General features: G+C 71.1%; 17 protein-coding genes. 13 read left to right on the top strand and 4 right to left on the bottom strand.

Features of this window, described 5'->3' with window-relative positions:
* The first annotated feature begins 331 nt into the window (after window positions 1-331).
* From penM to ptlI, 9 genes are all read left to right on the top strand, one after another.
* Entirely contained in the window at window positions 332-1,528 is a 1,197-nt protein-coding gene (penM, locus tag ACZ4D5_RS39250; protein ID WP_467777283.1) for a pentalenolactone synthase, read from the top strand.
* 115 nt (window positions 1,529-1,643) lie between these two features.
* Window positions 1,644-2,495 carry a 1-deoxypentalenic acid 11-beta-hydroxylase gene (gene ptlH, locus ACZ4D5_RS39245; RefSeq protein ID WP_467777277.1) on the top strand — a complete coding sequence of 284 codons (852 nt, stop codon included), beginning with the start codon at window positions 1,644-1,646 and terminating at the stop codon, window positions 2,493-2,495.
* Between the two features lie 58 nt (window positions 2,496-2,553).
* Window positions 2,554-4,008, top strand: a complete 1,455-nt coding sequence (locus ACZ4D5_RS39240; protein WP_467777276.1) for an MFS transporter — start codon at window positions 2,554-2,556, stop codon at window positions 4,006-4,008.
* 100 nt (window positions 4,009-4,108) lie between these two features.
* On the top strand, window positions 4,109-4,936 hold the full coding sequence (ptlF, locus tag ACZ4D5_RS39235; RefSeq protein WP_467777275.1) for a 1-deoxy-11-beta-hydroxypentalenate dehydrogenase: 828 nt from the start codon (window positions 4,109-4,111) through the stop codon (window positions 4,934-4,936).
* Window positions 4,894-6,708 (top strand): neopentalenolactone/pentalenolactone D synthase, encoded by a 1,815-nt coding sequence (ptlE, locus tag ACZ4D5_RS39230; RefSeq protein ID WP_467777274.1) that lies wholly within the window; start codon window positions 4,894-4,896, stop codon window positions 6,706-6,708. The genes ptlF and ptlE overlap by 43 nt, the downstream gene beginning before the upstream one ends.
* Before the next feature lie 34 nt (window positions 6,709-6,742).
* Window positions 6,743-7,642, top strand: coding sequence for a neopentalenolactone/pentalenolactone F synthase (gene ptlD, locus ACZ4D5_RS39225; RefSeq protein WP_467777273.1), 900 nt, complete (start codon window positions 6,743-6,745; stop codon window positions 7,640-7,642).
* Window positions 7,639-8,652, top strand: coding sequence for a polyprenyl synthetase family protein (locus tag ACZ4D5_RS39220; RefSeq protein WP_467777272.1), 1,014 nt, complete (start codon window positions 7,639-7,641; stop codon window positions 8,650-8,652). Before ptlD ends, ACZ4D5_RS39220 begins: the two co-directional genes overlap by 4 nt.
* Before the next feature lie 142 nt (window positions 8,653-8,794).
* The gene (ptlA, locus tag ACZ4D5_RS39215; RefSeq protein ID WP_467777271.1) at window positions 8,795-9,808 is read left to right on the top strand and encodes a pentalenene synthase; all 1,014 of its coding nucleotides are present in this window, start codon (window positions 8,795-8,797) and stop codon (window positions 9,806-9,808) included.
* 98 nt (window positions 9,809-9,906) lie between these two features.
* The gene (ptlI, locus tag ACZ4D5_RS39210) at window positions 9,907-11,301 is read left to right on the top strand and encodes a pentalenene oxygenase (RefSeq protein WP_467777270.1); all 1,395 of its coding nucleotides are present in this window, start codon (window positions 9,907-9,909) and stop codon (window positions 11,299-11,301) included.
* A gap of 85 nt (window positions 11,302-11,386) precedes the next feature.
* Here ptlI and ACZ4D5_RS39205 read toward each other — a convergent pair whose 3' ends face one another.
* Window positions 11,387-12,565 (bottom strand): acyl-CoA dehydrogenase family protein, encoded by a 1,179-nt coding sequence (locus tag ACZ4D5_RS39205; protein WP_467777269.1) that lies wholly within the window; start codon window positions 12,563-12,565, stop codon window positions 11,387-11,389.
* Between the two features lie 254 nt (window positions 12,566-12,819).
* Here ACZ4D5_RS39205 and ACZ4D5_RS39200 point away from each other — a divergent pair, with 254 nt between their 5' ends.
* Both ACZ4D5_RS39200 and ACZ4D5_RS39195 read left to right on the top strand, forming a co-directional pair.
* On the top strand, window positions 12,820-13,812 hold the full coding sequence (locus ACZ4D5_RS39200) for a GlxA family transcriptional regulator (RefSeq protein ID WP_467777268.1): 993 nt from the start codon (window positions 12,820-12,822) through the stop codon (window positions 13,810-13,812).
* A gap of 202 nt (window positions 13,813-14,014) precedes the next feature.
* A complete protein-coding gene (locus tag ACZ4D5_RS39195) occupies window positions 14,015-14,638 on the top strand; it encodes an isochorismatase family protein (RefSeq protein ID WP_467777267.1) in 624 nt (207 codons plus the stop codon).
* Between the two features lie 34 nt (window positions 14,639-14,672).
* On the opposite strand, the gene ACZ4D5_RS39190 is transcribed toward ACZ4D5_RS39195, so the two are convergent.
* The gene (locus tag ACZ4D5_RS39190) at window positions 14,673-15,074 is read right to left on the bottom strand and encodes a four-helix bundle copper-binding protein (protein WP_467777282.1); all 402 of its coding nucleotides are present in this window, start codon (window positions 15,072-15,074) and stop codon (window positions 14,673-14,675) included.
* Between the two features lie 199 nt (window positions 15,075-15,273).
* Here ACZ4D5_RS39190 and ACZ4D5_RS39185 point away from each other — a divergent pair, with 199 nt between their 5' ends.
* Window positions 15,274-15,963: a YoaK family protein gene (locus tag ACZ4D5_RS39185; RefSeq protein ID WP_467777266.1), complete on the top strand. Its 690-nt coding sequence runs from the start codon at window positions 15,274-15,276 to the stop codon at window positions 15,961-15,963.
* A 252-nt stretch (window positions 15,964-16,215) separates the two neighbouring features.
* Window positions 16,216-17,184, top strand: a complete 969-nt coding sequence (locus ACZ4D5_RS39180) for a COG4315 family predicted lipoprotein (RefSeq protein ID WP_467777265.1) — start codon at window positions 16,216-16,218, stop codon at window positions 17,182-17,184.
* A gap of 202 nt (window positions 17,185-17,386) precedes the next feature.
* Here ACZ4D5_RS39180 and ACZ4D5_RS39175 read toward each other — a convergent pair whose 3' ends face one another.
* Together ACZ4D5_RS39175 and ACZ4D5_RS39170 are read right to left on the bottom strand one after the other, a co-directional pair.
* Window positions 17,387-19,906, bottom strand: a complete 2,520-nt coding sequence (locus tag ACZ4D5_RS39175; RefSeq protein WP_467777264.1) for a hypothetical protein — start codon at window positions 19,904-19,906, stop codon at window positions 17,387-17,389.
* A gap of 335 nt (window positions 19,907-20,241) precedes the next feature.
* Complete coding sequence (locus tag ACZ4D5_RS39170; RefSeq protein WP_467777263.1) at window positions 20,242-20,808, bottom strand: hypothetical protein; 567 nt, start codon at window positions 20,806-20,808, stop codon at window positions 20,242-20,244.
* Between the last annotated feature and the right edge of the window lie 16 nt (window positions 20,809-20,824).

The raw sequence follows: 20,824 nt of genomic DNA, 5'->3' as shown, positions 1-20,824 counted from the left end.
CGACCACCAGGTCAAGGTCGTCGGCTGGTACGACAACGAATGGGGCTACTCCAACCGCCTCATCGACCTCGCCCTCCTCGTCGGCGCCTCGCTCTAATTCCTCCTCGACCTCTTCTCACAAGGGCGACAGAAGTAAAATTCCGGTAATTCCCCAGAGGTCGCTTCGATACATTTCCCGACCTGAGGCAAGCAGGGATTCCGCCGATTTGCATTCACTCTCGGGCACCGCACAACCCGGTCGATGAACGGCACTTGAATTCCGACTCGACCGATGAAGTTCCCGACTTGAACTTATTGACATAAAAATCCTGAACATGTGAACGTGGCTGCCATGAAGGAACTCCCGACTTTTCCGTTCGACAATCCAGCTGTGGTCGGCATCGCCCCTCAGATGCGCGCACTGCAGCAGGAGGGTCCGATTACCAAAGTGCGGATCGCCGGCGAAGACGCCTGGCTGGTCACCCGGTACGACGAGGTGAGGTCACTGCTCGCCGACCGTCGGCTCGGTCTGAGCAATCCCGCCCCGAAGCCGTCGGCCAAGAGCACGGCCAGGGGCACCATGATGGCGCTGATGGCCGGGCACGACTACGCCACCGAGGCCACCGAGCATCCGCAGTTGCGCGAGCTGCTCGTGCCCCGGTTCTCCACACGCCGGATGCGCCTGATGAAGGCCCGGATCGAGCGCCATGTGGACGAGCTGCTCGACCAGTTGGCGGCCGGCCCCGCACCGGCCGACCTGCACCGCGCGCTGTCGTTTCCGCTGCCCACCATGGTGGTCTGCGATCTGCTCGGCGTGCCGTTGGCCGACCGGGAGAAGTTCGGGCAGTGGGCGAGGGGCACGTTCGACCAGAGTGACGACCAGCACTCGCAGAACACCTTCCAGCAGGTTGTCGACTACATGACGGAACTGGTGGCGCGCAAGCGAACCGAACCCGGCGACGACATCCTGTCCGAGCTGCTCGCCGAGAAAAACGGCACGCTCTCCGATGCGTACATCGCCCAACTGGGAAACGCCGTGCTGTTGTTCGGCTACGAGACCACGATTGTGCGCATCGACCTCGGCACCATTCTGCTGCTGCGTAATCCGACTCAGCGTGCCCTTCTTGCCGAGAATCCCGAACTCGCGCCGGCCGCGGTCGAGGAGATCCTGCGCCTGGGCGTCGGCGGCAAGGGGGCCAACGCGCTGATACCCCGCTACGCGCACAGCGACATCACCGTCGGCACGACGGTGATACGGACCGGGGACGCGGTGAAGCTGGCCATCGGCGCGGCCAACATCGACGGCCGGGCGTACCCCGACGCCGACGTGTTCGACGTGTCCCGGGAGAGGCCCAAGTCGCACCTGGCGTTCGGGCACGGCACCCGGCACTGCATCGGCCGCGTGCTGGCCCGGATCGAGCTGACCGCGGTGTTCGAGCGGCTGTTCCGCAGACTGCCCGACCTGCGACTCGCGGTACCCGAGGATTCGCTGCGCTGGCAGGAGCACCGGATCACCGGCGGCTTCGATGAACTCCCCGTTACCTTCTGACATCCACGGCCTCAAGAGCGACGCCGCTCCAGTGGCACGGGACCGGCAGCCGTCGGCCCGCCCGGATGTTCGACATCCCTTCCCCCACGCACAGACGTCACGAGGACGAGGAACCATGACGGACACTTTCAGCGACTACGTCGACTGCACGCCGCTTCTCGACGACCACGAGGCCCTCGACCGGTTCTACGACGAGCACGGCTACCTCTATCTGCGCGGCGCTCTGGACCGTGAACTCGTGCGGACCGCCGCCGAGCAGATGCTGGAGGGCCTGATCGCACTCGGCCACGCCGCTCCCGGCACCACGCTCGACACCCTCACCATCGAGTCCTTCGAGGCGGTCGACGAGGTGGCGATGCACGACTACGTCAAGTACGACGAGCTGTGGAACCACCCCTCGACCCTCAAGCTCTGGGAGAAGGTCTTCGGTGAACCCGTCTTCGTCTTCAAGTCGACGACGATCCGCTACTACCCCTCCGCCGCGGGCTCCGCGGAGCCGAGCTTCCTGACGCCGCTGCACCAGGACGGCTTCTACATAGGCCCGAACAAGGACTTCCGCACCGCCTGGATCCCGCTGCTCGCGACGACCCCCGGCATAGGCGGCGTCGCCCTCGCCGACGGCAGCCACAAGAGGGGCCCGCGCGAGCACGTCATCACCGAGAACTTCCGCCGCTTCGGCCACCCCGTACGCGGCATCCCCGCGCAGGAGTTCGGCGCGGACGAGCAGCTGCTGTTCTCTCCCATGGAACCGGGCGACGTGATCCTCTTCCACGCCTACATGTGCCACAAGTCCATACCGAACGTCTCGGTGGACCCGGCCGGCATGCGGATGTCGATGGACACCCGTGTCCAGCCCGCCCGGTCGCACCGCGGGTTCAACGCCCTGACCCCCTGGCCGGAGTCCGCGAAGGACCCCTCCAAGGGGATCCTCTCGAAGATCACCGGCACCCCCGCCACCGTCGAGTGACGTGCTCTCCCCCGCACCCGTCTCGACCGTCCCCCACAACACCTGAAGTAGGAAACGCATGACGAAACGCGAGGGCCTCCCCCCTCTGAAGGGGCCCAACGCGACACCTGAGCCCTCGGCCGGCGCGGAACCGGTCGCCGCTGGGCTCAGTGGCATCGCCCTCGTGGTGGTGCTCACCGGGTACGCCCTGTCCATCGTGGACGCCTCCATCGTCAATGTGGCCCTGAGTTCGATCAGTGACGACCTCCACGGCGGCCCCGCGGCACTGGAGCTGGTGGTGTCCGGCTACGGCCTCACCTACGCCCTCGGGCTGGTGCTTGGCGGGCGGCTCGGGGACGCCTTCGGCAGGAGGCGTCTGTACGCCTACGGGCTCGCGGCGTTCACCGTCACCTCCGCCCTGTGCGGCCTCGCCCCGACCATCGAATTCCTCGTCGCGGCACGCCTGTTGCAGGGCGCGGCCGCCGCCATGCTCGTGCCTCAGGTCCTCGCGACGATCCAGGCGGCGACCGCGGGCCAGGCACGGGCCCGTGCGATCGGCATGTACGGCGCGACCGCGGCCCTCGGCATGGTCGTCGGGCAGATCCTGGGCGGGCTCCTCGTCTCGCTGGACATCGCCGGGCTCGGCTGGCGGTCGGTCTTCATGATCAACGTGCCGATCGGCGTGGCCGCGCTGCTGGCCGTCCGGCGGATCCCCGTGACCAAGGCCGACACGAAGCCGGGCTTCGACCCCGTGGGCACCGTGCTGTTTGGTGTCACCATGGTCTGTGTCCTGGCCGTGGTCGTGGCGGGCCCCGACCTGGGCTGGCCGCCATGGCTGTGGTCGCTGCTCGCGGTCGCCGCGGTGGGGGCGCTGGCGCTGGCGCGGGCCGAACGCGGCCTTGAGGCACGGGGCGGCTCACCGCTGCTGTCCCCGTCGGTGCTCTCCCACCCGGGGATGCGCAGGGGGCTGGCGGCGATGGTGCCGTTCTCGGCCGCCTTCGGTGCCTTCCTGTTCGTCTACGCGCTGATCGCGCAAGGGCACTTCGGCCTGGACGGGCTCGCCTCCGGCGGAGTGCTGGTGCCGTTCGCCGCGGCGTTCTTCGCGGTCACGCTGTTCACCCCGAGGATCGCGGCGGCCCTGGGCGCCCGGATCGTCACCCTGGGCGCCCTCGTCCAGGGCACGGGCCTGCTGCTGCTGGCGCTGGTGATCCGGCTGGGCTGGCCGCACCCCTCCCTTGCGCTCGTGCTCGTCGGCATCGGCCTCTTCGGCATGGGCGCGGCACTGATCGGCCCGACGCTGTTCCGGATGATCCTCGCCGACGTGCCCCCCGGGCAGGCCGGCATGGGCAGCGGTGTGCTGGTGACCAGCCAGCAGATGGCGACCGCGCTGGGCGCGACCATCGGCGGAACCCTCTATGTCTCCCTGTCCGACTGGCTGTCGACGGCGTCGGCGGCCGTACTCGTCCTCGCCCTGTTGGGGTGTTTCGCAGTGACCGTGTTCGTGATCAGTCTGAAGCTCCCCGACCCCCGCTGACACCCGCGCCCCTGGAACGGCGCGCTCTGATCCAGACCTTCTCGTCGGCAACGGCGCGCCGTCCCGCGGCGTGCCCGCGCGCAGAAGCGGAGACAGCCAAGTGCAGTTACAGACAAGGACAGCCGTGGTGACCGGCGCGGCCAGCGGTATCGGTCTCGCCCTCAGCGCCCGCTTCGCACGCGCCGGCGGCCGCGTGGTCATGGCGGACGTCGAGGGCGACGAACTGCACCGCAGGGCCGCCGAACTCGCCGGGCTCGGCGGGGAGATCACCGCGATGACCCTCGACCTGACCGATCCGGACGCCGTCGAACGGCTCGCGGACACGGCGTTCGACCGCTTCGGCGCCATCGACGTGGTGTGCAACAACGCCGGTGTCCTCGGCCCCGTGGGACAGCCCCTGTGGGAGGTGGCGCTGCCCGAGATGCGGCGGGTCTTCGAGGTGAACCACTGGGCGCACGTCCTGGTGGCCCGTGCCTTCGTGCCCCGGTTGCTCGACGGCCGACGCCCCGCCCACCTGGTCCACACGGCCTCGATGTCCGCCTTCGTCGTCGGGGCCGGCAGCGCCGCGTACGCCGCCTCCAAGCACGCGGACCTGGCGGTCGCGCGCAGTCTGCGCGCGGACCTTCAAGGCACCCCGATCCGGGTGTCGGTGCTGTGTCCCGGCCGGGTCGACACCCCCATGGTCCGCGGACTGACGGCCCCGCGCGGCGCGGGCGGCGACACCACGGTCAGCGCGGAGGACGTCGCGGGACTCGTGTGGGAGGCCCTCGGTTCCGACCGCTTCTACCTCTTCAGCAACTCCGACGCCCCGCTGCGGCTGCGTGATCAGTTCGACGACATACGACGTCATGTTTCCCTTCCGTCCCCTGCTGTTGAGGAGGAGCTGTGGCCCGCGCCGAAAGCGACGACCGTAGCGACGAAGCCCTGACCATCGACCTGGAAGCGGTGAGGGAGAAGTACCGGCAGGAACGCGACAAGCGCAGCGTCGGCCGTACCTACCAGTTCGCGCGCGGTGACTTCAGCCGCTACGCACGCGACCCCTACACCGAACGGCAGGAGCGCGAGCCGCTCACCGACGAGGTGGACGTCGCCGTCGTCGGCGCCGGCATCGGTGGCCTGCTGACGGGCGCCCATCTGCGCAAGGAGACCGGCCTCGAGCGCATCCGGCTGATCGACGAGGCCGGCGACGTCGGCGGCACCTGGTACTGGAACCGCTTCCCCGGCGTCCGGTGCGACGTCGAGAGCTACGTGTACATGCCGCTGCTCGAAGAGATCGGCACGATCCCCACCGAGAAGTACTCCACAGGCCCCGAGATCTTCGCCCACCTCCAGCAGATCGCCCGCACGTACGACCTCTACCGCGACGCCCTCTTCCAGACCGCCGTCACCGAGCTGCGCTGGGACGAGGCCGCGGGCACGTGGCTGGTGAGCACCGACCGCGGGGATCTGATCCGGGCGCGGTACGTGGCCATGTCGATCGGCCTGATGCACCGCCCCAAACTCCCCGGGATACCGGGCCTGGAGACGTTCGCCGGGCACTCCTTCCACACCAGCCGCTGGGACTTCGACTACACCGGCGGCGACAGCACCGGCGGCCTGACCAAGCTGAAGGACAAGCGGGTCGGCGTCATCGGCACCGGCTCGACGACCATCCAGCTCGCCCCGCACCTCGCCGAGTGGGCCGAGCAACTCGTCCTCTTCCAGCGCACGCCTGCCACGGTCGACGTGCGCGGCAACCGGCCCACGCCGCCCGACTGGGCGGACAGCCTCGAACCGGGCTGGCAGCAGCGCCGGATGGAGAACTTCCACGCGCTGACCTCCGGGATCCCCCAGGACGAGGACATGGTCCAGGACCGCTGGACCCAGACCACGGCCAAGCTGGCCGCGGCGATCCTGCCCACCGGCGACACCGGGGGCGACCCGAAGGAGCGGGCGCTCGCGGCCGAGCGGGCGGACTTCCTCAAGATGGAGGAGCTGCGCGCCCGCATCGACAGCGTCGTCACCGACCCCGCGACGGCCGCCGCCCTCAAGCCGTACTACCGCGTGTACTGCAAGCGGCCCTGTTTCCACGACGGTTATCTCCAGACCTTCAACCGGCCCAACGTGACCCTGGTCGACACCCAGGGGCAGGGCGTGGAGCGGCTCACCCCGGCCGGGGTGGTCGCGAACGGCCGGGAGTACCCGGTCGACTGTCTGGTCTTCGCCACCGGCTACGAGCACGAGTTCGCCGTCCCGTACACCGACCGCGCCGGCTACGACATCGTCGGGCGCGACGGCAGGAAGCTGTCGGAGAAGTGGGCGGACGGAGCACGCACCCTGCACGGACTGCAGGTGAACGGCTTCCCCAACTGCTTCATCCTGTCCAAGGTGCAGGCCGGCCGGCACGTCAACATCGCCTACATGCTGGGCGAGCAGACCCGGCACCTCGCGCACATCGTCAAGTGCGTCGAGGAGCGCGGCCACCGGGTCGTGGAGGCCTCCGAGGCCGGCGAGAAGGAATGGGTCGAGGAGATCCTCCGGCTCGCCACCAACGACATCGACTTCCTGGAGAACTGCACGCCGGGCCTCTACAACAACGAGGGCGACCCGAGCGGAATGCCCCTGCTCAACTCCAGCTACGGCGGCGGCTCGGTGGAGTTCGTGAACATCCTCAGGCGCTGGCGCGAGGCGGGCGACCTCGCCGGCCTCGACCTGCGCTGACCACCCCACCCTTCTGCGAAAGGCGGCAACGCCCATGGACATAACGCCGATACGCGGCGCCGCGCTCGGCGCCGTCGTGCACGGCGTCCATGTCACCGGCGACATGGACAAGACCCAGTTCGACGAAATCTGGGCGGCGCTCGACGCCCATCTCGTCCTCGTCTTCCGCGGCCACGAGACCCCCTCGTACGAGGAGTTCCTGGCCTTCGGCCGCCGCTTCGGGTACATCCCGAAGACCGGTCTGACCAACGGCGCCCACCCCGACCACAACGAGATCCTGATCGTCTCCAACCTGGTGGAGGACGGCCGCAAGATCGGTGTCGGCGACGCCGACTGGATGGGGTGGCACACCGACTACTCCTTCCGCCCCCGCGTCTCCCAGGTCGGCTTCCTGGAAGCCATGGAAGTGCCGGCCTCCGGTGGCGGGGAGACCCTCTTCACCGACATGTACGCCCTGTACGAGTCGCTGTCGCCCGAAGAGCGCCGGCGCCTGCACTCCTACCGGGTCCGCCACGCCCTGCGCACCGGGTACGAGGAGACCATCGAGGAGGAGCTGCAGCGCGAGGTGTCCCTCGGCGAGGGCAGCGAACCGATCAAGGCCGAGGACGGCACCTCCACCATTCACCCGCTGATCGCCCGCAATCCGCGCACCGGCCGCCAGTCGGTCTACGTCAGCACCCTCAACACCAAACGGATCGTGGACCTCGCCCCCGACAGCAGCCGCAAGCTGCTCGACGAACTCCTGTCGCACGCGGGCAAGCCCCAGTTCACCTACGCCCACACGTGGCAGCCCGGGGACATCGTCATGTGGGACCAGCTCGGCACCATCCACGCCAAGCAGGCCTTCGACCCGGCCGAGCGGCGCGTCATGCGCCAGGTCGTCAGCATCTTCGACGACCCGACCGGCCCCTGGCGCGCGGAGGTCGTCGCATGAGCACCGCTCCCGCCTGCCTCAGCCACGGCCGGGTCACGATCACCCCGGCGCTGCGCGCCGCCGTCGACCGGCTGGACCACCGCTCGCGCCACCAGGCCGCCTACCACTTCGGCTGGATCACCGCCGGCGGCGCGCCGACCAGAGCCGACGCCGGCAAGGCCGTGCGGCCCGCGCTCGCGCTCCTCTCGGCGGAGGCGGTCGGCGCACCGCCCGAGGTCGCCCTGCCCGGGGCCGTCGCCGTGGAGCTCGTGCACAACTTCTCCCTGGTGCACGACGATCTGATGGACGGCGACGAGGAGCGCCGCCACCGGCGCACGGTCTGGAAGCTGTGGGGTCCCTCCAGCGCGATCCTGACCGGTGACGCCCTGCTGGCGCTCGCCCAGGAGGTGCTGCTGGACACCGGGCTGCCGACGGCGGCGCCCGCCGCCCGGCTCCTCGCCCGCACCACCCGGCATCTGATCCGCGGTCAGGTCCAGGACCTGTCCTTCGAACAGCGCCCGCACGTCACGGTCGAGGAGTGCGTCGACATGGCCGCAGGCAAGACCGGCGCGCTGATGTCGGCGAGCGCCGCGATCGGCGCCGTCCTCGCCGGGGCGCCGGAGCCGACGGTGGACGCGCTGGCGCTCTACGGCGACCAGGTCGGCCTCGCCTTCCAGCTCGTGGACGACCTCCTCGGCATCTGGGGCGACCCGACCGTCACCGGCAAGCCGGTCCACTCCGATCTGCGCGCCCGCAAGAAGTCCCTGCCGGTGAGCCACGCGCTGAACCAGGAGGGCCCGCTCAGCGCCGAGCTGGCCGCCTGGCTCACCGCTCCCGGCGAACCCGACGAGGAGGAGGCGCGGCGCGTGGCCGGCCTGATCGAGGGCGCCGGCGGCCGGGACTGGGCGCAGGCCGAGGCCGCCCGGCGGATGGCGCTGGCCGAGGACGCGCTGCGCGGTGTCGAGCTGAACGCCGCCGCGCGGGACGAACTCCTCGCGCTCGGACGGTTCGTCGTCGACCGCGAGGTCTGAGCCCGGCCCGCCCCCGTACCCGTACACCTCCTTTCCGATTCCGATTTCCGACTTCTGACTTCCGACTTCCCGATCGGCGCAGCACCCCCGAGAGGGCATCGTGCCCGCCACCCCTCGCCAGCCCACTCCCAAGGATTCCCTCATGCCCCAGGACGTCCACTTCCACATACCCCTGCCGGGTCGGCAGAGCCCGGATCACGCGCGGGCCGACGCCGAGCAGCTCGCCTGGCCGCGGTCGCTCGGACTGATCAACTCCGAGGCCGCGGCGACGCGTCATCTGCGCGGCGGCTACGCCGACCTGGCCTCCCGCTTCTACCCGCACGCCACCGGCGCCGACCTGGACCTGGGCGTCGACCTGATGTCGTGGTTCTTCCTCTTCGACGACCTCTTCGACGGGCCGCGCGGCGAGAACCCGGAGGAGACCAAACAGCTCACCGACGCCGTCGCCGCGGCGCTGGACGGCCCCCTCCCCGACACCGCGCCCCCCATCGCCCACGGCTTCGCCGACATCTGGCGGCGCACCAGCGAGGGCATGACACCCGCCTGGTGCGCGCGCAGCGCCCGGCACTGGCGCAACTACTTCGAGGGTTACGTCGACGAGGCGGAGAGCCGCTTCTGGGACACGCCGTACGACTCAGCGGCCCAGTACCTGGCCGTGCGCCGGCAGACCATCGGGGTGCAGCCGACGGTCGACCTCGCCGAGCGCGCGGGCCGCTTCGAGGTGCCGCACCGGGTCTTCGACAGCGCCGTGCTCTCCGCGATGCTCCAGATCGCCGTCGACGTCAATCTGATGCTCAACGACATCGCCTCGCTGGAGAAGGAACAGGCCCGCGGCGAGCAGAACAACATGGTCATGATCCTGCGCAGGGAGCACGGCTGGTCCGACGACCGCAGCGTCACCCACATCCAGGGCGAGGTGCGCGCCCGTCTGGAGCAGTACCTCCTGCTGGAGTCCTGCCTGCCGCAGGTCGGCGACATCTACCGGCTCGACGACGCCGAGCGCGAGGCCCTGGAGCGCTACCGCAACGACGCCGTGCGCCCCGTGATCCGCGGTTCCTACGACTGGCACCGCTCCTCGGGCCGCTACGACGCCGAGTTCGCGCTCGCCGCCGGCGCCCAGGGCTACCTGGAGGAGCTGGGGAGCACCGCCCACTAGCGGCGGCGCGCACCGCGCTCCGCCGTCGCGGCGGCACAGCTGTCCACCGACCGGCACAGCTGTCAACAGTCCAGTAGAGACGGGAAGTTGAGAATCGAATGACCGAGCAGACCACCTTCTCGGCGGGTACGGCTCCTGGGGCGCTCCCCGTCGTGGGGCACGCCGTCCAGATGATGCGTCACCCCCTGAACTTCATGACCTCGCTGTCGGCCCACGGCGACCTGGTCGAGATCAGGATCGGCCCGACCACGGCCTACGTCCCGACCCACCCCGAAGTGCTGCGGCACGTGCTGACCAACGACCGCATCTTCGACAAGGGCGGCATCTTCTACGACCGCGCCCGCGACATCGCCGGCAACGGCCTTGTCACCTGCCCGTTCTCCGACCACCGCCGCCAGCGCCGGCTGATGCAGTCGGCGTTCACCCGCGGCCAGCTCAAGCGCTACGCCGAGGCCATGCACGCCGAGATCGCCGACACGGCGTCGCGCTGGCACGACGGCATGGTCGTCGACGCCTTCCAGGAGATGTACGGCATGGCCCTGCGCACGGTCGGCCGCACCCTGTACTCGACGCCCGTCAGCCCCGAGCTCGCGGCGAAGGTGGAACGTTCCTTCGACGTGGTGCTCAACGGCCTGTTCCGGCAGATGTTCCTGCCGGACGCGATCCGCCGGCTTCCCCTGCCGTCCCAGCGCCGCTACAAGAGCAATCTCAACTTCCTGCACGAGACCACCCAGCAGCTCATCGACGACTACCGCAGCGACGACACCGAGCGCGACGACCTGCTCGCCGCCCTGATCGCCTCCCGCGACGACGACGGCGGCCGACTCGGCGACACGGAGATCCACGACCAGGTCATCAGCGTCATGGCGGCCGGCACCGAGACCGTCGCCGGTACCCTCACCTGGGTCTTCTACCTCCTCTCCCAGCATCCCGGGATCGAGGCCGCGCTCTACGACGAGATCGACACCGTCCTCGACGGCCGCGCCCCGCAGTGGGACGACCTGCCGAACCTCTCGCTGACCGACCGGATCATCTCCGAGACGCTGCGACTGCACCCGCCGGCCTGGCTGTTCACCCGCCTCACCGCGTCGCCGACCGAACTCGCGGGCCGTCACCTGCCCGCCGGATCCACCGTCGTCTTCAGCCCCGCCGCGGTCGCCCAGTACGAGGACGCCTTCGACAACCCCACGAAGTTCGACCCCGACCGCTGGCTCCCGGACCGCATCTCGCCGGCCTCCCGCCACGCGTTCGTCCCGTTCGGCACCGGCGCCCGCAAGTGCATCGGCGACCTCTACGCGCGCACCGAGGCCACCCTGGGACTCGCCACCATCCTCAGCCGCTGGCGGGTCTCCTGTGAGCCCGGCATGGACATCCGCCCGGTTCCGCTGGCCACCGTCTACCACCCGCGCCGGCTGCGCCTGCGGCTGGACGCACGCACGCCTCGCCGGGTGGCCTCCCCCGTCCCCGTACCGGCCGGGGGCGACGCGACGTGAGCGAAGGCGGCGCCGCGCCGCCCGGCCGGGCGGCGCGGTCCGCGTCGACGGGGCGGGCGGGGGACGGTCCGGTCGACGGACGGTCCTAGCGGCGCACGCGCGGCATCCCCAGGCCGATCCAGGAGATGATCTCGCGCTGGATCTCGTTGTTGCCGCCGCCGAAGGTGAAGATCACGGCTGAGCGGTAGCCGCGTTCCAGTTCGCCGTGGAGGACCGTGCCCGCCGAGCCCTCCTTGAGGGCGCCCGCCGCGCCGACGACCTCCATGAGCCAGGCGTACGCGTCACGGCGCGCCTCGGAGCCGTAGACCTTGACGGCGGAGGCGTCCTGCGGGGTGAGGGTGCCTTCCTGGACGGCGTTCACCATCTGCCAGTTGAGGAGCTTCATCGCGTCGAGCCTGGTGTGGGTCCTCGCCAGGCGCTGGCGGACCCAGGCCAGGTCGATGACGCGGCGGCCGTCGGCGAGCTTGGTGTCCATGGCCCAGCGCTGGACGTCGTGCAGGGCGCGGATCGCCATGGTGCCGTGGGCGGCGAGCGTGACGCGCTCGTGGTTGAGCTGGTTGGTGATCAGACGCCAGCCCTTGTTCTCCTCGCCGACGCGGCGGGAGACGGGCACCCGGATGTTCTCGTAGTAGCTGGCCGTGGTGTCGTGCGAGGCGAGGGTGTTGATGAGCGTGCAGGAGTAGCCGGGGTCGCTCGTCGGTACGAGGAGCATGGTGATGCCCTTGTGGGGCGGCGCGTCGGGGTCGGTGCGGACGGCGAGCCAGATCCAGTCGGCGGTGTCGCCGTTGGTGGTCCAGATCTTCTGCCCGTTGACGACGTACTCGTCGCCCTCCCTGACGGCCCTGGTCCTGAGGGCGGCGAGGTCGGTGCCCGCGTCGGGTTCGCTGTAGCCGATGGCGAAGTCGAGCTCTCCGGAGAGGATCCTCGGCAGGAAGTGGGCCTTCTGCTCGTCCGTGCCGAACCGCATGATGGTCGGCCCGACGGTGTTGAGGGCCATGAGCGGCAGCGGCACACCCGCCTGGGCCGCCTCGTCGAAGAAGATGAACTGTTCCATGGGTGTGAGCCCGCGCCCCCCGTACTCCTTCGGCCACCCGACGCCGAGCCAGCCGTCCCTCCCCAGGCGGCGCACGGTCTCGCGGTAGAACCGCTTCTGGGCGGCGGGGTCGGCGTACCGCGCGTGGACGCCGTCCGGCACCAGCTCGGCGAAGTACGCACGCAGCTCGGTGCGCAACTGCTGCTGCTCAGGCGTGTATTCGAGGTGCACGGCCCCTCCAGGCGCTCAACTGGTGGCTCACGGTTCGGCTCGCTCGGTCCCGGATCCGACGGCGCACACAGTAGAACGCGTTCCAGAAATAGGGAATGGTGACGACGTGGTCAGCGGCCGTCCCTCGGACGGTGGGCCGTGCCCCTGGGCCCCCCGGGCCCTCCCCGCTGAGCTGCGGATTCAGCCCGACGCATGTCCGGATGTGACAGGGAGTCGTCATTGCGGCCATGGGGCCGGGCGATGAGGATGGGGGCATGCCCCTTCCGCACAGGGTCGTCATCGCGGTCTTCCCCGATGTCGATCTCCTCGACGTCACCGGCCCCGCCGAGGTCTTCGCGCTCGCCAACCGCGAGACCGCGGGCCGCGCCGGCTACCAGGTGCGCCTCGCCGGGCCCGCCGCCGGAGCGGTCCGTACGTCGGCGGGTGTGCGGATCCTCTCCGACCTCTCCTTCGACGAGGTCGGAGAGGACGTGGACACCCTGCTGGTGCCGGGCGCGGTCGACATGGCCGACGAGGGGCCCGTGGCCCGGGTCGACCCTGATGTCGTGGCGTGGGTGAAGGACACCGCGCCGCACGCCCGGCGGGTGGCGTCCGTGTGCGTGGGCGCGCACGTGCTGGCCGCGGCGGGGCTGCTGGACGGGAAGACGGCGACCACCCACTGGTCGACCGCGGCGCAGCTCGCGGCCGACCATCCGGACGTCACGGTCGACCCGGATCCCATCTTCGTCCGCACCGATCGGGGGCGGCTGTGGACAGGGGCGGGGATCAGCGCCTGTCTGGACCTGGCCCTGGCGCTGGTCGCCGAGGACCAGGGCGAGGAGACCGCGCTCGCGGTGGCCCGGCAACTGGTGCTGTACCTCAAGCGGCAGGGCGGGCAGAGCCAGTTCTCCGTACCGCTCAGCCGCTCGGCCACCACCCGTCGTGACATCGACGAGCTGCGGCTGTGGATCGCCGACCACCTCGACGACGACCTGTCCGCGGGGGCCCTGGCCGCCCGGATGTGCCTGAGCGAGCGGCACTTCGCCCGGGTCTTCACGCAGGAGACGGGCACCAGCCCCGCCGCGTACGTGGAGGCCGCCCGTATCGAGGTCGCCCGGCGGCTCCTCGAGACCACCGACGATCCGCTCGACCAGGTCGCGACCGCCGCGGGGTTCGGCTCCGTCGAGACGCTGCACCGGGCCTTCCGGCGTCGGCTGGCCACCACACCGGTCGCCTACCGCCGCCGCTTCCGCACCCGTTCCGCCTGACCTGTCCGACCTGTCCGACCTGTCTGGCCTACCTGGCCTACCTGGCCTACCTGGCCTACCCGGCCCGCCGCACTCGAACCCGCGGCGGCAGCGGGGCAGCGGGCCTCGCCATGCCCGTCCCAGTTCCCGTCCCAGCCCCCGCACCCGTACCCGTACCCGTTCCGGGTTTTCGTTCCCTCAACTACCTGAAGAGAGGCACCTCATGAGCAACACCACCCCGTCCAAGGCCCTGCGCGACGTGTTCGGCCTGGACAACCGTCCGCCCCGGCTCGCCGCTTCCGCCCTCGTCCTGGTCGACTTCCAGAACACCTACCGCACCGGCGTGATGGCGCTGGAGGGCGCCGACGAGGCCCTCGCGGCCGCCGCCCGGCTGCTTGAGCGCGCCCGTGCCGCGGGCATCCCGGTCGTCCACGTCATCAACGACAGCGGGGAGAACACCCCGTACGACATCCGTGCCCACATCGGTTCGATCAGCGACGAGGTCGCCCCGCGCGACGGTGAGCCGGTCGTCGTGAAGGGACTGCCCGACTCCTTCCAGGCCACCGACCTGGAGAAGGTCCTGACCGAGCGCGGCTTCGCCCCCGGCGGCGACAGGGACCTCGTCCTGGCCGGGTTCATGACGCACATGTGCGTCCAGTTCACCGCGCAGGGCGCCGTCAACCACGGCTACCGTCCCACGGTCGTAGCCGAGGCCACGGCCACCCGCTCCCTCACCGCCCCGGACGGCGCGGTCGTGCCCGCCGCCACGCTGCAGGCCGCCGCGCTGACCACCATCACCGACCGGTTCGGCCCGGTCGTCCCCACCGTCGACGCCCTCCCCGCCTGAGCACCGCCGCCCTGCGCCCGGCCTCGGCCCCGCGTCAGCCCATCGTCGTCAGGAAGTCGTCGCACGCCTTCGCGCAGCGGCGGCAGGCCTCGGCGCAGCCGGCCGACGCGGGGCCGACGCCGCAGAGCGACGCGCACTGCAGGCAGATGGCGCGGCACCACTCGACCTGCATGCGGACGCGCTGTTCGTCCTGGTCGCTCTGCTCGGCAAGGACGCGGGACGTCGCGTCGCACACGTCCGCGCAGGCGCTGTTGAGGCGGGGCGCGTCACCCGGCTCCGCGGGGCCCTGCCGCATGGCGCATACGCGTACGCAGTCGTCGCAGGCCTGTGCGCAGGCGAAGCGGTCCTCCAGATAACGGACGAGGTCGTGGTGGCCGAGCTCCTCCGGCGGGGACGGGGTGCGCGCCGAGGTCGCAGTGGTCGTCACGGAAGTCATGGAAACGGCGGTCGTCGTCGATGTCACGGGCCTCTCCCTTCGCTCCCGCACGGGTAGCCGCGCCTCTGGTGGCCCAAACACGTCGGAGGAGGGGAAGCCTCGCGCCCCCTCCATGGCTTCTGTATTTGCCGGCACGAATGCCCCATCGGGCCGCCCCGCCAAGCCCGTTCGGCCCGGCACCGCGCGGTAGAACGGCGGGATGACGACTCATCACGGAAGCCGTTCCGTACCGACCGCGGAGATCGGCGACCGCCATCCGCTGTCCCTGGTCCTCGTCACCCTGACCGCCGTCAGCGGTCTCGTCGACGCCGTCTGCTATCTCGGTCTCGGCCGCGTCTTCACCGCCAACATGACGGGAAACGTCGTCGTCATCGGCTTCGCCCTGGCCGGGGCCCCGGGGTTCTCCGTCATGGGGTCGCTGGTGTCCCTCTCGGCCTTCCTCGTCGGCGCCGCCGCCGCGGGCCGCCTCGCACTCGCCTTCCGGGACAGGCACCGCGTCCCCTGGGTCCGCACGGCGGTCGGGGGCGAGGCACTGCTCCTCGCCATCGCCACCGCCGTCGCGTTCGCAAGCGACGGAACGCCGCCGTACCCCGTGATCGTCCTGGTCGCCCTCGCGATGGGACTGCGCAACGGCACCGTCGGCAGGCTGGCCGTCCCGGACATGACCACGACCGTCCTCACGCGCACCCTGGCGGCGCTCGCCGCCGAGTCACGACTCGCGGGCGGCACCGACCGGCGGGCCGTCCGCCGGATCGTCGCCGTCGCCGCGATGCTCGCGGGCGCGGTCCTCGGCGCGTGGCTCGTGCTCCACCACGGGATCGGCTGGCCGCTGCTCCTGAGTACGTCGATCGTCGCGGCGACGGCGATCGCGTACCGCGAAGGCGAATGACCCGGGTGGCCTGGAGGGCTCGCTCCCCCGCCTCCCGGTTCACACGACGCTCTCCCGATTGACTCAACTCCCGGATGTCATCACGTTTTAGACAATGTCTCGGTTTGGTCTCGGTCCCGTCCGCGCTGAACAAGCCCGCGCCCCGCACCCGTACTCACGCTCCGAGAAGCCGAGTTACGCGGCGCCGGACCCATGGCGTCGGCTCAGCGGCCACGGCACCGTCACGACGCATCACCATCCGAGGAGACCCCGATGACCAGCACGACCGGCACGTACCGCAGGAACACCGCCCTGTTCGCGTCCTTCGCGGCGGCGGGCGCCCTGCTGCTCTCCGCCTGCGGCGGCGGTGACGACGGCAACTCCGGTGCGAAGTCCCCCGGTTCCGCCCCTTCGTCGGCGTCATCGGATTCCATGGAGCTCTCCCTCAAGTCCGGTACCGCCCAGCAGAACAGCGCCCCCAAGAAGACCGGCGACTGGGCCAACGCCCCCGGCAAGCCCGCGGCAAAGCCCGTGCAACGCAAGTGGGTTCAGCTCTCGGCGAGCAGGGCGGGCGCCCTCGATCCGGTGGTCGTCAACGGCTCCGGATTCACCCTGTACCGCTTCGACAAGGACACCGCCACCCCCTCGAAGTCGAACTGCAACGACACCTGCGCCACCACGTGGCCGCCCGTGCTCGTGAACCCGGGCAGCAAGATCTTCGTCGACGGCGTGGACCCGTCGCAGGTCGGCGTCATCACCCGCGACGACGGCACCCACCAGGTCACCGTCGGCGGCTGGCCGGTCTACCGCTTCAGCAAGGACACCGAGCCCGGCGACACCAACGGCCAGGGTGTGGGCGGCACTTGGTTCGGCGTACGGCCCGACGGCCAGAAGTCCGGGCAGCCCGCGGGCCAGGAGGAGAAGGAGGGGCAGGACGGGACCGGGGCCGACCAGGCGCAGGACGAGCCCGCGTCCGACGGGGCCCGGCAGGCGCCGGCCACCAGCGCGATCCTCTTCGACGACGCCGGCTTCTCGGACAGCGGTCCGGCGCAGGGCGTCGCGGGCCGGGGCTGCCAGAACGTGGCACGGCCCAAGGTGACGTCGTCGATCTCGCTCAGCGGCACGGCGAAGATCTGGTCGGGCCGCGGCTGCACCGGCGAGTCGAAGACCGTCGACGGCGATGTCGCCGACCTGGCCTCCATCGGCTTCGACAACAAGATCAGCTCGGTGAAGTTCGGCTGACGGCCGACAGACGCCTTCTCCGACAGCCACCTCCCCCGACAGCCGCCTTCACCGACAGTCAGGTCCGCTGACCGCCCCTTCCCCCCCGACCGTCACTTCCCCCGACCGCCGCCTTCGCCGACGGTCACCCACAGACCGGTGCCCACCCCGATCCGTCCCCCGGGGGTGGGCACCACTCCTGCGCGCCGCCGCGCCACGGCCCTCAGCCCTCGGCGCGGCGGCGCGCCGGCGCCTTGAGCTGGATCAGCGCAACGGACGGCGGCACGGAGCCGGGCGTGCGGTCCGCCGCGGAACCCGTCCCGCCCTCCGCGTCCTCCAACTCCGCGGAGAACGCCAGGCGGTAGTCGACCCGCCGCTTCACCGTCTTGTCCGCGGTGAGTGTGAACTCCACGCTCCTGCGCCCCATCGCCGGGACCCGCACGCGCCGCGGCCCCTCCGCCCGCGCCGACCACCCCTGCGCCGGGTCGGCGGCGACGGTCACGGTCCGCTCCGAGGTGGTGAAGTTGTAGACGTCCAGGGCCATTCGGGTGCGGGAACCGAGCCGGTAGCCGAGCGGCGGCGGGGCGTCGCCGTTGTCCTTGCCGGGTGCGCAGTTGCGGGCGCAGTAGCGCTGGCTGAGGACGATGTGCTCGGCGTCGGAGAGCTCACGCGACCGCCGGACCCGGGGTTCCCTGCGTGTACGCGCGATCTCCTCGCCGCCCGCCGAGACCACGTACACGGGGTCACGCGAGACCGGCACCTCCACCACGCCTGAATCCGCGGCGGCCCCACCGCCCGTCCCGACACGCCTCCCCATGATGTCGTGCACGGCCAACAGGTCACCTCGTACGGGCAGTTGGACCCGGGCGGGCTCCGGCGCCCACACGACCGTGACGGTCACGGGGCGCCCCGCCCCGTCGCACTCCCCCGTGGCGAAGACGTGCCCGACCGCATCCGAGGGCAGCCCCTCCACCGCGGCGAGGAAGTGCGCCTCACCGAGCAGGGACGTCAGCGCGGCGCACGCGCTGTAGGCGGGCCAGGGCTGGAACTCGCGGCTGAGCAGCCCGAAGTACACCCCCTCGTCATGGAGCGGCGGGCCCCCGAACCAGAACTGCCGGTCGTTCCCCGCGGCAAGACCTTCCACCATGGAGCGCACCACGTACCGTGCCTGCACGGCCTGTTGGTCCACATCCAGGTCGCGCCCGGGTTCCGCGGCGAGGAAGGCCCCGCACTCGGTCATCCACAGCGGTACGCCGTTCCCGTACCGGCCCGCGAGTTCGTGCTGCTCGTCGGCGGCGCCCGGGAACGCGGGCTCGTCCTGTTCGGCGGGGTCCGGATAGCCGTGGAAGGCCCAGACGTCGGCGTACCGCACGACGTCGTTCTCCAGCATCAGCCGCTGGAAGTGGCCCGCCTCGGCGATGCCGGGCAGCACCGTGAGCGGCGGGTGCGGAGCGTCCGCGATGCCGAGGGCCGCCGCTTTGACGTAGGCGGCGTGGGCGTCTCCGGTGCTGCGGGTGACGTCGACGTCCGGTTCGTTGGAGAGCTGCAGCGCCTCGGGCGTGGCCGACTCGTCGCGCCCGGCGGCGAGATGGCGGGCGTAGCGGTAGGCGTCCCGCAGGTCCGCAGGGAGCGGCAGCGAGGCGTCGGTCATCGCCCACTCGGGGGCGGGCGAGACGACTTCGAGCGAGGCCAGGCCGTGTCGGCGCAGGGTGCGGGTGATGCGGTCGTAGTGCTCGGTGGCGTAGGTGCCGCGCTCCGGCTCGGCCACGGGCCAGACGTTGCCGTCGCGCACACAGCCCACGCCCATGCCCTTCATCCCCGCGGCGAACGCGTCCAGGCGCGAGGGCGGAACCAGCGAGAACACGAAGGCGTTGACGCCGAACCGGTTGGCGGGCCCGCTCACCGCGCCCCGCTCGGGCAGGCAGGCGAAGTGCCGGGTCAGGCCGGTCCCGTGCCCTTCGGCGAGCTCGGCCTCCACGCGGTAGTTCCCCGGCGGGAGTGGGGGAAGTGTCAGCGACGCGCGTCGCTGACCGCCGGGAACGGTCACGACGCCCTCGTCCACGCGCTCGCCGAAGTAGTCGGTGACCGTGTACCGCACGCGGTGCGCGGCTCGGCCGTCCGGTCCGGCGACGCGAAGACGCAGGCAGGCGGGCTCACCGTGCCGGTACGTGCCGATGCCTGTGCGCGGATCGCCGACGTACACGTCGCGCAGCACGGTGTCCGCCACGCGCGTCAGCGCGAAGCGGTCGAGGGCCAAGGCGTACGCGACGGCGTCGACGTCGGAGTCAGCGCCATCGACGATCGCCCTCTCCTCCACCCGGAACGTCACCTCATTGCCCCCGGCGCGCAGTTCGACGTCTCCCAGCGCGAGCACGCTCAGATCGCCCCACGCCGCCTCGGACTCGTACCAGTACGGCTGGGACCTCCCGACCTCCCTCGGCGGGCCGTCGTCGACGGCGACGGCGAGGTACGAGGCGGCGGCCTCGGTGTGCGGGGCCTCGACGGGGGCGGTGGCGACCGCGGTCAGTTCGTACGTCCCTGCGGCGGGCGCCTCGATCGTGTACGTGGCGAACCAGCCCTCGTCCGGCGGCTCTTCGGTCGACAGGAGCGCCAGGTACTTCCCCTCCCCCGCCCTGCGGTCGGCGGCGACGGGGATGTTCGTCCGCGCCGCCGACTCGGCCTGCACCGTGATCACCGCGTCACCGCGGCCCGCTTTCCTGGTCGTACGCCGGTCACATCCCATGCCTCACAGCACACATGGGCCCACCGGCCGCGGTCGTCCTGCGCGAGGGCGGCCCGCCCCGGATCCCTCCTCGGGGTCGGGGCTCACCCCCAGGGCGGACGCGACCCCGACACCGCCCCCGAGAACGAGGAGCTCACCGTACGGCGGTGACACGGGCGGTCCTGGCGCGGATCGCGAAGTGGATCGTGGGGCCCGGCACCGCGGGGGAACTCCGGCTGCCGGAGTTAAGGGAGCCCCGCCGCGACGGGGGAGACACGGCGGGGCTCACCCATCGAGTGCCCGATCTGCGGCCCGTCACACCCCCGGGTTCGCACCTCTTTGCGAGTGGCCGGCGGTCAGCGGGTGTCCCACCACCGGGATGCCTGGTCATCGGGGTCCTCGGGGCTCGCGAAGTGGAAGGGGATCCGGAACATCCCGGCCACCTCCTCGCCGATCCGCCGCGCCTCGACGGCCTCGGGCCACGGCGGCACCTGCCCGTTGAAGATCCGCAGGTCTGATCCGTGGCGCAGGGTGGTGAGCCGGATCTCCCGCGGCACCGCTCCACCGCCGCCCGCCGGGGCGAAGACGGCGACGACGTCCACCATCCACCCCTGGGTGTCCCCGTCCCACAGCGCCTCGATCACCACGGGCGGCTCCGGCTCGGCCCGGATCAGCGCCGCCATGTCGGCCACGGTGGGCGGGGAAGGGCGCACGATGCGGTCGGCGAGCGCTTCGTAACGCGACGCCACGACGTCCTGGCACGCGCGCAGGCTGCCGGAAAACGGCACTCCGGCGAGGACCCCGGCCTCACCGAACGCCTCCCGGACCTCCTTCACCGCCCACACCATGCGATCCGCCAGTACGAAAGCGTCCACGCGCTCCCGCACGGCTTGCGGCAGCGCGTCCCAGATCCGTGTGTCCATCGCGCCATTGGATCCC

Source organism: Streptomyces sp. NPDC025651, assembly GCF_055558735.1.
Note: the sequence above shows the minus strand (reverse complement) of the source record. Positions and strands in the feature narration are given on the sequence as shown.